This is a genomic window from Fontisphaera persica, assembly GCF_024832785.1.
GTDB classification, from domain to species: Bacteria; Verrucomicrobiota; Verrucomicrobiia; order Limisphaerales; family Fontisphaeraceae; genus Fontisphaera; species Fontisphaera persica.
In genome coordinates, this window is sequence record NZ_CP116615.1 from 691573 (window position 1) to 707955 (window position 16383).

At 59.0% G+C, this 16383-nt stretch carries 3 protein-coding genes; all 3 read right to left on the minus strand.

The features are described from left to right. Window positions 1–9 precede the first annotated feature (9 nt). The 3 genes from NXS98_RS02640 to NXS98_RS02650 are packed head-to-tail and all read right to left on the minus strand — an operon-like array spanning window position 10 to window position 15646. Window positions 10–4242: a lamin tail domain-containing protein gene (locus tag NXS98_RS02640; protein WP_283848112.1), complete on the minus strand. Its 4233-nt coding sequence runs from the start codon at window positions 4240–4242 to the stop codon at window positions 10–12. Further along, window positions 4242–4433, minus strand: a complete 192-nt coding sequence (locus NXS98_RS02645) for a hypothetical protein (RefSeq protein ID WP_283846916.1) — start codon at window positions 4431–4433, stop codon at window positions 4242–4244. Before NXS98_RS02645 ends, NXS98_RS02640 begins: the two co-directional genes overlap by 1 nt. Further along, window positions 4397–15646, minus strand: coding sequence for an Ig-like domain-containing protein (locus NXS98_RS02650; RefSeq protein ID WP_283846917.1), 11250 nt, complete (start codon window positions 15644–15646; stop codon window positions 4397–4399). Before NXS98_RS02650 ends, NXS98_RS02645 begins: the two co-directional genes overlap by 37 nt. Between the last annotated feature and the right edge of the window lie 737 nt (window positions 15647–16383).

Below are 16383 nucleotides of genomic sequence, written 5' to 3' on the forward strand. Positions count from 1 at the left end.
TCGGGCCTTTTAAGGCAAGAGCATTATCCGGTAATAACGCTGCGGACGCGTCGGCGACAGCACATCCGGCACCATGGCTGGCCCGCCATTGCCGGTGACCAGCCCGCCCGGCAAATCCAGCCAGACGGGGTCCGTCAGGCGGTCTTTGTATTGCACTTGATATTGCCGGCCGGCCTGCGTCTGCCAGCGAATCTGGATGTTGCTGCCGCTTTGCGTCAATTGCGCCCGGCGGTCTTCCACCGTCACAGTGAAAGTCTGAGTGGCGCTTAGGCTGGGCACCCCGTTATCGCGCACAATTATCGTGATGGGATAAACCCCCATCGCCAGGGGAGTCCAGGTGAACACCCCCGTCACCGGATGAACCGCAGCGCCGGCTGGCGCGCCTGCGCCTAATTCAAAGGTCAGGGTCTGCGCCGGCACGTCAGCATCCGTGGCCGCATTCGTGAACACAAGGGTTTGACCCAGCGCCACCGTGCGGTTGGGAATGGCGGCCAGCACTGGCGGCGTGTTCAGCGCCACAGCATTGGTTTGCAGGAAATTCACTGGCGCGGCAACCCAGTTGGCGGGGTCATTGCCGAAGAGGGCCACCGCCACCCGCTGCAGGGAATAACCTGTGCCGTCCGCGGCGGCCGGCCACGGTGCCCGGTCATAATACCGCACCCGGTCCACTTCCACATACGGGACCAGGCCGGCGTCCGGGCTGGGCGGCTGTTCAGGGGTATCGGGCTGTTTCAATTCAATGCTTTCATCGCTATTATCCAATTTGCCCCGATAGGGGCCCACGATGGGCATGTTGGTGGAGAGACGGTAAGTGGTCCGGAAATTGGCCAGCAGCTCCGGTTGCAGAACCGGATCAAAACTCACCACCAGCACTGAGCCGCCCGGCGGCAAACTAAATCCTTGCGGAAACTCGAAGTCCACCGCATCGCGCAACCGCCAGGTGTTGGTGGGGTACAAAGGATCATACAACGGCACCGTGCCGGTGGTGCGGTTGTAGAGCTCGATAAATTCATGAATGACGTTGTCATTGGTGTCCAGATCGGGCGGATGATACATGATTTGCCGGATGACCACCGGGCTGATGGCTGGGTAGGCGTTGCTCGCGCCGTTGCCCGTGCGGAATTCAGTGACGGAATTAGGCTCGTCCACCCCAAAAGTTCTCCGGCTCATCGCCACGAATTCCGAGCGATTGTCGCTGGTCACATGGCGTCCGAAGCTGGTTCCGCTGAAGCTGGGGCCAAACTTCACGCTGGTGCGGTAGCCGGTCAGTGTGCCATTGGTGGTGGCGGCTGACAGATAAACCTCATCGCCCTCAGCCGAGCTGAGCGCAAACGCCTGGCGGTTGTCCTGCGGATTGTCGTTGAATTGGTACTCGTAAAACACCTTGAATCCGCGCGGCGGAATCACGGTGCCCGGCGGGATTTGATATTTCGCCAGTGTGCCCTTGCTGTCGCTCAGGAACCAACCGCCAATATCCACTGGTTGATCGGTGACATTGTGCACTTCAATGGCGTCTTCGAGCGGCGGGTCGCTATGTGCCATAACTTCGTTGATGACGATGTTGGTCAAAGGACGATAATTCGACTCGCCGGGCGACGGTGTGTCGGGGAAGAACACGATGTTCGTGCTGCCATCGGGGAATCGTCCCTCACTCACGCCCGGCTGCGAGACCGGATAATTCCAACTGACCGAATCAATGTAACCATTGGAGGTCGCCAGACCGAGGGATTCACGAGTGGCATCCAAACGGAAGCGCACATGATTTGCTCCGGCGGCTGGGTTGTTGTCCGCAATTAATTTCAAGTAGGCATTGGTGCCACCGCCAATGAAAGACAGCGGCGGGATGGGGGATTTGGTGGGATTCAACAAATCATCCGTTACAAACAGTCCCCCCAGCGCCACCGGCAGGCTGCCCGGATTGTAAATCTCAAACCAGTCATCCCGGCCATCCCGGTCATTGGGCATCCATTCGTTGAGGCGGAGCAGGGAGGGATTCCCCAACGGCATCGCAATATTGGCCCCCCGTGGGGTGGGAGCCGTCAACACAAAGGCCCCCAGGCCGTCCGGCACGCGCCCGATGGAAAAGTCAGTGGTTTGTATGCCATACACCGCCGAGGAAAGCAGCGTCAGCGTGTCATCGTATAAATAAACGCCACCGCCTTCAGCTTTCAGGCCAAAGCCCGTGTTCATCACGCTGGTCCCATTGGTGCTGGATGGTTGCTGCCCATCAAATAGCACCACCAGATAGCTGCGAGGGCCCAAAACCGTGCCGGCGGGGAAGGTCCAACGGGCCGGGTTGGCGGTATTATCGCTTAAGCTCATGCCGGCCAGATTCACCGGCTGGTCTCCCGGGTTGTACAACTCCACCCAGTCGCTGGCCACACCCACGACGTTGGTGTAATTTTCGCCCAGGGCAAAGACTTCGTTGATCACCACGGAGCCGCCCGTGATATTGGTGGTAGTCCGGGTGAGCGTCAAATTCATGGCCATGGCCATATCAGTGCTGCCCGAGGCCTGATGCACCTCCACGGCCAGCACGTTGGTGCCTGACACCAAACCCGTCAGCGGCAGCAGCACCGGCCCGACTAACGGCGCATTGCCACTGACACTGGAGGAGGCGTTGTTACTATAAGTGATGGTTCCGGCAGGCATGTTGTACCGCAGGATTTCCGTGCCATTCAAATACACCACCGCGCCGTCATCAATGTAGTGCGACAACGCCAGTTGGAAGCCGTTCGTTTCGCCGGTGTAAACAAACCGGGTGCGGAAGTACACCGTTGTTTGCCCCAATTCATTTAAGACGGTGCCAGTGGGAATGGGATAATTGCCACTTAGCGATTTGCCAAACAGCCCCGGCCCGCTGGGCCAGGCGCCATCATTGTATCCGACGTTGCGCCATGTGGTGCCCAAATCCGTTCCATCAGCCTGATAACGCCATGTGCTGGTGAAGTCCACCAAGAGGATGTTGGTGGTCACAATGTTGGTGCTGCCTCCCGTGAAGGGGTTGCCTGCTCCAGGGGTGGGCTGGTTGAACACATAAATACTGGGCGAGCCGTTGGGACTGCGGCCTTGCGAGGCATCAGGCGCTAGGAAGTCATAATAGACCGTGTCAATCACCCGCAAATCCGGCCCCAGCAAGGCCAAATCGCCATGTTCGGAAGCCAGACGGAAGTTCAAATGATCCGGCCCGCGCTCAGGTTCGCCAGTGGCCTGAAACACGGTAAAGTTGCGTGGTCCGATGAAACTTAACGGCGCAATCACGTGACGGGTGGGCCAGCCATCCAGCTTGTCGGTCAAGTACAAGCCGCCCAAAGACACCGGTACGGTTTGCGGGTTGAACAATTCCACAAAATCATTGAAGGCACTGAACTGCGAGGCTGCCAGCCATTCGTTGATGCGCAATTGGGTGGGATCGCCCAATTCCACCGGTATATTGGCGTTGCCCAAAGTTGGCTGGCACAACGTCCAGCTTCCATCTGGCAGACGGCCAATGGAATAGTCAGTGGCTTGCGGGCCATACTCCACAGCATCCAACAGCGCTCCGCCCCGATGCGCCGCGTCATACAGATACAACCCGCCGCCCTCTCTGCGCAAATTGAAGTCCAGATAGTACCCGGGCTGTCCCTCATCATTGGCCGCGATGGCAATCAAATACTGGTTCGGTCCCAAAATGGTTCCGGCCGGGAATTCGTATTTATCCGGCGCAGCCGGGTCATCGGTCAGGCGCAAGCCAGATAAATCCACCGGCGACGAACCATAATTGTAAAGCTCCACCGCATCCGGGGTGCGCTCATTGAATTCAAACGACCGCCGGTTGCTGGCCAGCACCTCATTCAACCGCACCGGCAACCGGCTGCCGTCCACCACCCAACTCACCCGGGTCACCACCGCATCCTCCCCAAACACCGGGTCATCCTGCCACCAGCCGGCGTCATTCTTCCCTGCCACCTCCACCACGTGCGCCCCATCCGGCAGCCCGCTCAACACAATCGGTGTGCCAATCGGGGTCTCCCCGCTCCACGGGCCCCCGTCCAACCGCCACCGGTAATGCGTGTAACCCGCCCCCGCCGGATACGCCCCCACCGGCATCCCGTTCCCCGTCACATTAAAGCCCACCCGCAACACCGCCCCACGCTCCGGCGTCACCCCCTCCGGCACCCCCGCCACCTCCACCCCCCATCGCCCCGTCGCCCCACGCCCCCGCGCCGGACTGCCCGCCCGCAACCCCAGCCACTCCCACATCACCTGCGCCCCCGCCCAGTTCGTAAACGCCGTCTCCCCACCCCCGGCACCCGCCGCAACTGCGGGTCCACCCCACATTCCCCCTCCCGGCCCCGTCCAGCTCCCGCCCCCACCTGCCACAGCACATTGTTGGTCCACGTCACCACCGCATTGGTCACCCCCCGCACCAGCCGCTCCGCCGTGTGCACCACGTTGTTCTCCCAATACATCCCCGCCCCTCCGCCGTCCCCTCGTCCGCCAATATCGCCACCGCCGTCACCCCATCCACACTCCCCACCCCGTTCTGCCACACCACCGTGTTCCCCCGTAACACGTAGAAATTCCCCTCCTTCGCGTTGGCCACATGGTCCAAATCGTAAAACAAATTGTTCACCGCCGTAATCCGCGACCGCTGCCCCCCGTTCTGACCCCCGCTGATCGCACTGCCGCTGTCCGGCGTGCTCCCCGCCCGCCGCGCCCGCACAAACACGTTCCCCTCCACCCACGCATCCGTCCCGTCCAAATCCAGCAAATCATCGTCGCTCCCCAGGAACACGTTGTTCAACAACACCAGCACCGGCCCCGGCCGCTGGCCCCCCGTAAAGTCCAGCGCGTCATTGTACCCGCTCACCTTCCCCCAGAAGTTCCGCCGGAATATCCCCCGCCCCCCCGCCTTGATGCCCCCCGTCCCGTGCGTCGGCTCCACAGCGCCCGTCGGCGCCGGAAACTCGCAGTTCTGCACCACAAACGACGCCCGCGTCAGCTCCAAATACTGCCGCGCGGTATTCCCAAACCGCACATTGTCCAGCCACACCGTCCCGTCGGTCACCGTAATGGCCGTGCTGTTGTTGTGCTCTATCATCACATGCACCAGCCGCGACTCCGGCGAATTGGCCGACCCGTTGACCGTAATCCCCCCCCACGTCGTGCTCGCCCCCGGCGCCCGGGTGAACCGTATCGGCGCCGCCGCCGTCCCCTCCGCCAGCAACCGCCCCCCGTTGGCCACCACCAGATTGACCCCGCTACCCAGATACACCGTCGTCCCCGCCTGAATGGTCAAAGTGGCCCCGCTGCCCACCGTCAGCGTCCCCGTCACGTTGTACGGCCCATTGGCCGCCAGCCACGTCGTGTCCGTGCTGATGGTGCCGGAGACGGGCACGGTGTCGCCGCGGTCGTAGAAGAAAACCAGGTTGGTGCTGGCGAAGACCACATTGTTACTGTTGACCGTTTCAATCCGCACCAAATTATAGCCTGGATTGAGCGTCAAGTTGGCGTTCCATTGGCCGGTCCAGGCCGTCCAGCTTACGGGGATGCCTTGCACACGGACCTGGCGCGTGTGAATCATGTTACCTACTCCGCGCAGATTGATGTTGGGCGTGGTGGCGACATACACACCATTGTTGAAGGCGAAGGAGCTGAGGTTGGTGACCACCAAATTCAGGTTGATTTGGGATAGCACGCTGGCCACCCGCTGAGCCGACCAGTTCTTCATCCGCGCCACTGTGGTGCCGATATTTAACGGCCCCAACACCTGGTCGTAAGTGGCGAAGATTTCATTGGTGGCAAAAATGGTGGTGGCGTATTCGTACAACGCGCCAAAATAGAGCGGTGCAAATTCCTGGTGTCGCAGGAACCGGTTATTGAAAGCGATGGCGCCGCTGGTTTCCACGGCCCGCCAGATGGAAATGGTGGGCTGCTGGCGCGAGCCGTCGCCCTCGCCAAAGTTGGTGTCGCCGTCGTGCGGCATGATTACGGCACGCCGGTCCTTCGTGCCTAGGTAAATTGTAGCGTCATCCGGGGCGCCGTCGCTGCCGATGGAGGTTTCCCCGAAGCCAATAAGGCTCATAACCGCGAAGTGCCGCACCCATTCATCCACATGGATGACTTCGCGCACGGCGGCAGCCCATTGAGCATCGGGGGTGTTGTTAATCGCCCAGAGCATGTTATACAAATCACTCCAGTCATTCACCCGCTGGTTGGAGGCCTTGGAATAATTGTACCCGCCGGTGGTGTAGCTGGTGTAATTGGTGCCACGATAGAGCAAATCGGCCACGCGCATGAGGCGGTACATATTGCCGTCGGCGTTGTCCGGATAATGATTCTCGGCCCAATCGCTGTTTAACTCCTCCAGGTGGAGGTAATAGGGGAACGGCTGATTATTGCCGGGCCCGCCAATCGCGGAACCAATCATGTTGACCAATTCCACGCCGTTGAGCTTGAGCCGCACCAGGTTGCCTTCCTCGCAGGGCAGGCCGGCTTTGCGGAACATGATGCTGCCCATGTACTGCGAATGCACATATTTGCAGTTCAAATTGAAGGCTCGCTGGTTTCGCCACAGATTGTCGGTGGGGATGTTGATGCGGTAATTCTGCATACCCCCCGGGTTGCAGGTACTGCAGCGGGAGGAATTGCCGCGGTTGCGGACGCCGCACAGGTACCGTACAGCAGTCCCGGAGCTGTCAGAAGCAATGAAGGTGGTGTTCATTTCCGCATTGATGCGGTAGGTGGCATTGTCCACCTGCCAGATGTTTTGAATTTCCTGGCGTTCCGCACCGGTCATAATCAAGCGATACTGCGGCTGCGGATAGACGGCGCTGTCATTGTCCACCTGGTATAATGCATTGGCCACTTGGCCCATCGAAGAGCCATCCAGCTCATACGCCGGTCCGGGCCAGGTGCGGGTGTTGTTGGCCGCATCGCGGGCCTCCACGTAAAACTCCACAATGGTCAGATTGGTCTGAGGCGGCACCTGCCCGCTGTAAACGCGGTCGCCCGCAACCCAATCGCCGCCCTGTCCATCGTCACGCATGGGGACGGTAGTAAAATTGCCCGGTGTGGTGGAGGAGGCATTCCGCCAATAGAGGGTTACGGTTAATCCGCTGGTTTGCTCATCCAGAATCAACGCCGAAATGCGCACGGTGTTGGTGGCAGTGGGCATCGCCGGGGAATGCTCCACACCAATAATGAGCGGCGCTGAGTTCTGGACCGCCACGGAGTTGGCAGCCCCCGGTGTGCCGCCAGTGACAGTGCTGGCCTGCCAGTTCTGGCCGTATTGGCTGGGTAGATTCGTGTTTATCAATTCCAGGCTGGAACCCCAGCCATCGGCAGTCGTGTACCATTCCCATCCGCGATGTCCATTTTGGTAAGTTACACTTCCCCGGCGCCGGATGGCCCAATCGCCTTCGCTGGCATAAGGCACCAGGTCCACGCGGGCGCCCCACGCTGTTTCCAATTCCACATCTTCACCGTTGTTGCTCAACTGGCCTTGCCAGTTGCCAATGACGTTGGTGACGTTGGGGTAGAGTTGGCGGAAGCGGTTGGTGTCGCTAGCCACCACCCAATACCCATAAGCGGGCAAGGTCATCGGCGGGAAGGTAAAGTCCACGCCGCGATTAAACCGCCAGCCTGTAATATTAATGGGGGCAGGAGTAAGGTTGCGAATTTCCAACCATTCTTCATCGGTGCGGAAGGAGGGCGTATTGTACATGATTTCGCTGATGACCACCTTGCCCGCATAATTGGCCTCAGGCTCGTAAGTGTAAGTCCATCCGCCGCCGGTGAAGCGATTGGGCGGGCTGGCGAGGTCCCGAATCACATGGCCGGGCGCCCACGTGACCTGCACCAATCCTGTCAGAGGGGATGGCACATTGAACATATACGGCCCGGCGCCCGCGCCGTTCACGCTGTTGGCGGGCAGCCCGTTCACCAACAAGGCGCTGGCTTCCACGCCCTGCACCGGCTCGCTGAAGGTCACGGATATTTCCCGCAGGCTCACCACCACCGCGCCCGGAATGGGGCTGACCGAGGTGATGACCGGAGGCGTGGTGTCCACTGTGTAATACTGCCACCGGGCGGAGGGCGCAGTGCCATCGAACAAATTAGGCGAGCTGGCGGTGTCGGCAATGCCGTGGCTGGCCACCCAGGAGAAACGAATGATGGAAGCATTCACCGGCGCAAAGGTGAACACATAATTGCTGCCGCCGCCGCTGACCGACAACGCCGGTGTTCCGTTAATCAGCAGGTCCCGCGCATCCACGCCAGTCACGTTTTCGCTGAAAGTCACCGTAACCTGGTTCAAATTGGACACCGTACTGCCCAGTGCAGGTTGTACCTGCGCCACAAACGGGGCGGTGCGGTCAATTAACTGTACCTGCCACGAAGCGCCCGGCCGGCGCTGGTCAAACGCATTGGGCGGATTATCCAGGTCCGTAATGCCGTGGTTTTGCGCCCAGCCGAATTGTACCGTGCCATAGGCCGGTTGGGGGAAGGTGAAGGTGTACACCGAGCCGCCCCCGCTGACGCCAGTGGCCGAATTGCCGTTGACCAAAAAGTCGGCCGCATCCACACCTGTGACTGCTTTGCTGAACTTCACGGTGACCGAGGTCAACTGCGTGACCGTTTGAGAACCATCCGGCGTTTTGTTCACCACCACCGGCGCATTAGGATTGAGCAAATTATAAATAAACCGCGCCGAGGAAGCTGAACCATCGAAGAAGAGCGGCGGCACGGACAAATCGCGAATGCCGTTGCCGGCGGCCCAATTCACCAGCACACTGCCGTAAGGCGGCTGCGGGAAGGTGAAGGTATAGATGTTATTGCTGCCGCTCAACCCGGTGGCCGGTTGTCCGTTGACCAGCAAATCCGCCGCATCCACGCCGGTCACCGGCTTGCTGAAAGTTATGACCAGATTGCTCAGCGCAAAGACATCCCCCGACGCCGGCACTGCTCCGATAATAACCGGTGGCAGATTGGCCGGACTGCCACTAATTTCCGCGGAAAGCTCGGCGTTCAGGGCAAAATCCGAACTGGTGGCATTTACATTGAAGCCGTGAATGGCCAGCACGTTGGTGCCCCGCACCAGATAGGTGGAGGGCGCAGGATTGCTTAACGGGTAGCTGTAGTAATCAGGCCCGCCCCCCGGTAATTCCGTGGCATTGGCCGTCGCAAAGCTATTGTAAAAAACGGGGTTGCCCGCGCTACCCATGTTAAACCGGGCCACCTCCACGCCGTTAATCCACGCCACGTACCCATCGTCCACCGCCACGCGCAACAGCAAATTCGTGACGAATGCCGGCTCTTCGATGACAAACGTCTTGCGCAGGTAAAGGCTGGAATAGGCATTGTTGTTCATGGCCGGAATGAGGGTTCCGCTCAAGGGATCACCGTAATAGAAATAGGTAATCCCGGTGGGCCACGCCGCGGCGTTGTAGGTCGGTAACCGCCAGGCTTCAATGGGATTGGAAACTTCGTTGGTGCCCAGCCGGTACGACCATACACTGTTGCTGGCAATCAAGATGACCCGCGGCGGTTGCAGGGTGTAATTCCAAGTGGCCCCTGCGCCGTTGGCGTCGAAGGGATTGCCCACCAGGTCCGTGATGCCATGATTGGCCGCCCACCGCACGTTCACCGTGCCGTAAGCCGGCGAGCTGATGTAGAAAATGTAGGTGTTGTTACTCCCGCTTAGACTGAAAGCAGGCACATTATTGACCAATAAATCCGCTGCGTCCACGTTGAGCACGGGTTCACTGAAGGTCACTTGCACAAAGAACAGATTGGAAACCACCGCATCGGCCGGCGGCGTTTGGCTGGTCACCACCGGCGGGGTGGTCTCAACCACCGTGTAACTCCAGGACGCCCCCGGCGCGGTGTGGTCAAAGGGCATCGGCGGAATACCCACATCGCGAATGCCGTGATTAGCGGCCCAAGTCACATTCACCGTGCCGAGATTGACCTGCGGGAAGCGAAACACGTAATTGCTGCCACTGCCCACCACGTTGGTGGCGGGCACTCCGTTGAGCAACAAATCGCCCGCGTCCACGTTAACCACCGCTTCGCTAAACACCACGGTGATTTGTGACAGGACCCCCACCGAACTGCCGCGCGCCGGCACGACTTCAGCAATTTCCGGTGGTGCCTGATACTCCAGATTGATTTGCCAGTTGGCACTGGGCCGGAAAGTCTCAAAAACATTGGCCGGCTGGCTGGCGTCGGCAATGTTGGCATTCAAGTCCCATGTTACTGGCACAGCGCCATACGGCGGTTGTGGGAACGTGAACAAATAGCCCCCATTCGTGGCGGTTACGGTGAGGGCCGGTTCGTAGTTAACTAGAAGGTCCTCTGCGTCCACCCCCGTTACCGGGCGATCAAACCGCACCCAAATATTCGTCAATTCGTTGGTGGTGCTGTTGGGGGCGGGGATGCGTTCCGCAATCGCCGGGGCGTTGGAGTTGTAATAAATAAAAGACCAGGCATGAGCAGCGCGATTGAAAGGATTGCCTTTGATATCCGTGATGCCGTTGGTCACTGACCAAATCACCGTGTGGTAACCATAGCTCAGTGCCGGGAGATTGAAGACGTAGATGTTGGAGGCCAGCGCCGTCAAACCCACCGCCGGGCGCAAGTCCACCAGCACATCCGCCGCATCCACCCCCACCACCGGCTCGCTAAATTGAACGGTAATGGTGGAGGCCACCGGTGTTTCCTGTCCCGGTGCCGGTGAGCGGCTGATGAGGACCGGCGGCACACCATCCAGAATGGTATAACTCCAGGTGTTTCCCGGAGCTGTGCCGTCCAGCCCCAGCGAAGGCACTCCCAAATCGCGAATCCCATGCCCGCTGGCCCACGTGAACTGAGCCGTGCCCACGGGGGGCTGGGCGAAGGTAAACCGGTACGTTGTGCCCGAGCCTTCCACGGCCGACACCGGTTCGCCGTTGAGAAGCAAATCGCTGGCGTCCACACCCACGACTTCCTCGCTGAACTCTACCACCACCTCGGTCAAATTGGTCAGGGCGGTGGGCGTCGGCGTCACCCGGGCTACCACGGGCGGCTCCTGGAAAACAAACGTCACCGCCCAGTTGGCCAGCGGGTCCGTGCTGTCAAACACATCCTGGGGTGAACCTGCCGCCATAATGTTGGCATTGGCGGCCCAGGAAAACTGCACTTGGCCATAGGCTGGACGGGCAAAGGTGAATACATAATTGCTTTCGCTGCCACTTGCCGCCGTGGCCGGCGTTCCGTTGATTAGAAAATCAGCGGCGTCCACCCCCGTCACGCTGCGGCTGAAGGTCACGCTGGCATTGGTAAGGCTTACAACCAGGCTCTCCGGTGCCGGGCTGCGCTGCGTGATGACTGGCGCGTTGGGATTCATCAAGCGATAGCTCCAAACCGCCCCGGGTGCTGTGGCGTCAAAGGGCGCGTTGTTCAAGTCCATGATTCCATGGTTGACGGCCCAGGTGATGTTCACCGCGCCATAGGCGGGCTGGGCCACTTGGAAATGGTACGTGTCGCCGCTGCCGCTAACACTGACAGCGGGTGAGCCATTCACCAACAAATCAGCGGCGTTCACCCCCGTTACGGCGCGGGAAAAGGTGACGATAATGTTTGTGAGCGCATACACCCGGCCGGGTGGAGGAGTGACCTGCACCACCCGTGGCGCCAGCAAACCCGGGTCCAAGGCTTCCGCCCCCAGGTAAACATCCAACAGGAAGTCTGAGCTGGTGGCCAGCGCGCTGTTGAGGGCGTGAATGGCCAGCACGTTGGTGCCCGCGACCAGCGCCGACCAGTTGGTGATATTAATGGCGGTGTACTCCGTCACCGTGCCCACCCCGCTCGAAGCCAGCGCACTGTAGGCCAGTTCGCCGGTGGATACATTATACCGGGCCACCTCCACGCCATTGAGCCAGGCCACGAAACCGTCATCCACCTTGTGATAAAGCACCAGATTGGTCACGGCCAGGGGCGTGGTGATGACGAAAGGATGACGCAGGTAAATCGTCGCGTAATTGCTTTGCATGTCCGTCAATGCCGTGTTGCCGGTGTACAAAGGCGCTTGGGTATCATAAAAGAACGGCGCCGGCGCCACCTCCCAGGCGGTGTCATTAAATGCAATTTCCCGCCACGCATTGGTGGGGAGGGACGCTTCATTCGTTCCGCGCAACCAGCGATATACCGCATTGGAAGCCACCAAAATGACCGGCTGCCCGCGCATTGTGTAATTCCAGCGGTTGGTGGCGGCGGCCGCGTTCATGGGATTGCCGCCCACGTCGGTAATGCCGTGATTGGTCGCCCACGTGATGTTCACCGTGCCGTACCAGGGCTGTCCAAAAGTGAAGGTGTACTGATTGCCGGAGCCGCTCAAACCATAGGCCGGCACGCCGTTCACCAGAAAGTCACTGGCATCCACGCCCACCACCGGCTCGCTGAAGGTCACCGTCACACTCGTCAAATTGGTCACGGTGCTGTTGGCGGCCGGCGCCTGGCCCACCACTCCCGGGGGGACACCGTCCACCACCTCATACGTCCAGGTAGCGCCCGGCGCTGTGGCGTCAAACGCGCGCGGCGGGAATCCCAAATCCTGAATGCCATGATTTACGGCCCAGCTTATTTGCGCCGTGCCAATGGCCGGTTGCGCCATGGTAAAGGTGTAATTGCTTCCGGACCCACTGACCGCGGTGGCTGGCACGCCATTGACCAGCAAGTCCGAGGCATTGACGCCCGTCACCGGCTCGCTGAATCGCACGTTGATGCTGGTCAAGTTGGTCACCCGGCTGCCGGGCGCCGGGCTGACCAGACCCAGGAGCACCACCGGGTCATCCGTGTTTACCGGCGGCGGGTTTACGGTGACCGTCACCACCGCCGAGGTGGCCCGGCCCCCGCTCACATCATACGCCACTGCCGTCAATCGGTTGGTGGCCCAGGTGGCGTTGGTCCACACAATGCTGTAGGGGGAAGTGGCGTCTTCGCCCACCAGCGCGCCATCCGCAAAAAAGGCCACTCGCGCAAGGGCCAGCGTGCCGGTGGCGGTGGCCGACAGCGTGAGATTGGTGGGGCCTTGATATACCGAGTTGTTCGCCGGTGCGGTCATGGTCACGGACAAAGGCGGCCCGGCCTCCTCCAAACGGAAGGCGTTGATGCTGTAACCATAAGGCCCGTCCGTAGGAGTTCCCCCCGGCAAGGTTCCCGTGTATTGCTCGCAAACCACGGCAAAGCTGCCATTGGTGCCGGGTACAATATCATCCCATCCCACCACTTCGCCAGCCGTGTTGAAGCCGGAATTATAGACGGCTTCGTTCGCCGCCAAATTGGGAAGCTGTGCTCGAGTTAGGACGCCTGCAGTGTGCGCAGACCGGAATGCCCGCGCACCCGTCAGCCGCACCAGCGTCCAGCGATTGGTGTAAGCAGCATTTCCGCGCACCGATGTGCTGCGGAAGGAATACAGTGCTGCCGGGGATAACCCGGCAAAAGTATTAACCACCTGGCCTCCCACACTGCCTCGCAGCAAGATGGCCGCGTAAGGCTCACCTTGAAAATCCACATAGCCATTGAACAGATTGTAAGCCGGGGTCTCCGGCAGCGGCACTCCCATGGTACCTGCCGGCTCCACCCCGGCGTTGGCGGTGGCCGTCATGGTGGCTGCCAGGCGTTCACCGGTGAAAACATTAGTCAGCGGCCCCGCATTCGCGCCAAACACATTGTAGGTGGAAACGTTGGGCCCCGTGCCGGCACCCGCTGCATGGTCATTATAAGCTGTCCAATGAGGCCAGGCATTATACACGCTGACCTGAGCCACCATGGATGTTGCCGTATAACCCATCGCGTCTCGGGCAACCGCAAAAAAGCTGTGGGTGCCCAGGGCCACGTTCGTCAGCGTCAACCCCCACTCGTTTCCTTCAGCCACGCCTTCGCCCACCCGGATGCCATTTTGGAAAAAGCTCACCGTCAGCGGACTGCCCAGGGAATGCGAGGCCACAGCCCGCAACGGAATGATGGCTGGGGTGAGGTAATAGCTGTTGGTCAGGGGAGAGGTTAGAGCCACGGTGGTGATGCCGGCATTGTATTCGGCCACCATTTCAAAATTAAACGACAAATCCGAGCTGGTCAGGCTGCTTTGGTGCATTTCCACGGCCAATACATTCGTTCCTTCCACCAGGGCCGTGGGCGGGAGGTTGGTGACGTTCCAATTGGCCCCATCATCCGGTGCCGCGACAAGCGCCAGGGTGCTGTATAAAACCGGGTTGCCCTCCATGTTATCCAGGTACAAACGCTGCCCGTTAAGCCACACCACGGCTCCATCATCCCTCTTCAGGTAGCAAATCAGGTTGGTGATCATGGCCACATTCGTGGCCACGAAACTTTGCCGGAAATAAATCGTGGAATACCGCGCAGAGGAAGGGCCGCCGTCAATGACGGTGACCTCGTCGCCATCTCCAAATCCAAGCTCGGCGGGACCCGCCGCCCACGCTGCATCGTTGTAAGCCGGCTCTTTCCATTCCATGCCCAAATCTTGCCCCAGATTGTGGTATTTCCACACGGTGCCGGCGCGTAACAAATACGCAAAGGCCTTGATGTACACCGTCACCACGGCCGAAGTGTAGGCATTGCCCTGGCTGTCGCGGGCCACCACGCGCAGGTCATGTCCTCCCGGAGTGAAAGTGGTCCAATGGATGCTGGCCGGGGCGGTGGCCGCCTGGCCAATCAGATTGGTCCCGCTGAAAAATTGCATGGAAGTGATGGAGTTCATCGAAAAGGCATCCGCGGAAATCACAATGTTGCTCGTAATCCCAAAGAACGTTCCCATTGCCGGACTGGTGATTACGGCGCCCGGTTCCACCACCTCGATATTGACCACGGGTGAAAAAGTGGCGTCGCCCCGGTTGTCTTCTACCCGCGTGTACAGCCGATAGCGGCCTGCCGTGACATTGGAGACTGTCAACTGATAGGGCGGCGCAGTTATGGTGCCTGCCAGATTAGTTGCGGTATCCGTTGCCAGGTAAAACTCGACCCGGCTGACCGAGCCTGTGTACCAGCGGACTTGCGCGGTCATGGTCAAGGTGGCGGGAGCAGTTAATTTGGTCCCCTCTCCCGGGGCTGTCAGCCACGAAATGGGCAGGAAATTGCCATTCAACAAGAATGGTCCAAAATTCGTGGCACGTTGCGACCCCAAGGTGTACCGATGGCTGCCCAACTGAATTTGATAGACTGCCCCTGATACCGCATTAAAAGTCACCCGGCTTTGCAGTGTGCCAGAGGCATCGTTATTACCACCGATTAAAATTTCTTCAACGATCCCACTCGACCATGTCGCATTGGTAAAAACCCCCAGAATGGTGTTGAACGAACTTCCAAAGGTGTCCATGCGGAACAACCCATTTGTTGGGGCCGTCCACTCATACCACATGGTTCTGATGATGGTACCGGCGTAGCCGTTGGGCTCCCCTGTTTCCCTTCCCTCAACGGCACTGGTATTGTTACCACTGATGGTCCACGCAAATCCGCTGAGGGGGACTCGATTGGTGAATAAATCATTCGGTGGCGCTTGGCCGAGAAGGAGAGAGGCCTGCGTTAAACCCATGCCCACCACTACGGATAAAAACATCCCCCGGATATGGCTCCCCACCATATCACTCAACATATTGCGCTTCAACATATTACGACTTGTTTCAATCCCACTGCCACCTAAAAAGCCACAGGCTTATCTAACAACAACAGCCGTTTGCTTATTCCACAAACGGCTGCCTCTTACCATTTCCAACTTGGCCACACACCCTATCTTGCTGCCCCAATTCATGCTCGTTTCCTTGCATGCCGGGCGTCCGAGCGTTGATAGGTTGACTTTTTCAAACAATAATTCAAGCAAGTTTCGGGCCTTTTTCTCAGTTTAGCGTCATTTTGCGGCTTTTTCTGTGTCAGGAGTTAGACGGTAGTCATCAAGGAATGCTTTGCCTCGCTTGAGGCTTGATTTAATTTGTTGATTGGCAGTAACTTCCAAATATATTAAAGTTATCTTCATCCCCCACTAAACGGCCCACGATTCAGATTGTGGATGGGGTTAAGGAGTTGGCCGTGTTTATTTTCACGCGCTCTGTGGGCAATTCAAACACCTTTCGATAACGGAATTACCACCCAATCAGCCCTCACACCTCGCGGAAAGATTTTAACTTGGCGGAGGCTTGCAGGAGGGGACGTAGTCAGGTGTAATGTGACTCAATTTGGGGTGCGAGTCATGTTTCGTCCTCCCAACAAGTCCAGGGAAAAACCTGAAATCATCCCCTGCTTGGCATAAAACACCGGGCGATAACGTTATCGCCAATCCCTGTTTTACCAGTTTTCAAGGGATAGTTATGTAAATATAAGATATGTTTATATAAATCAGAAAATGGAATA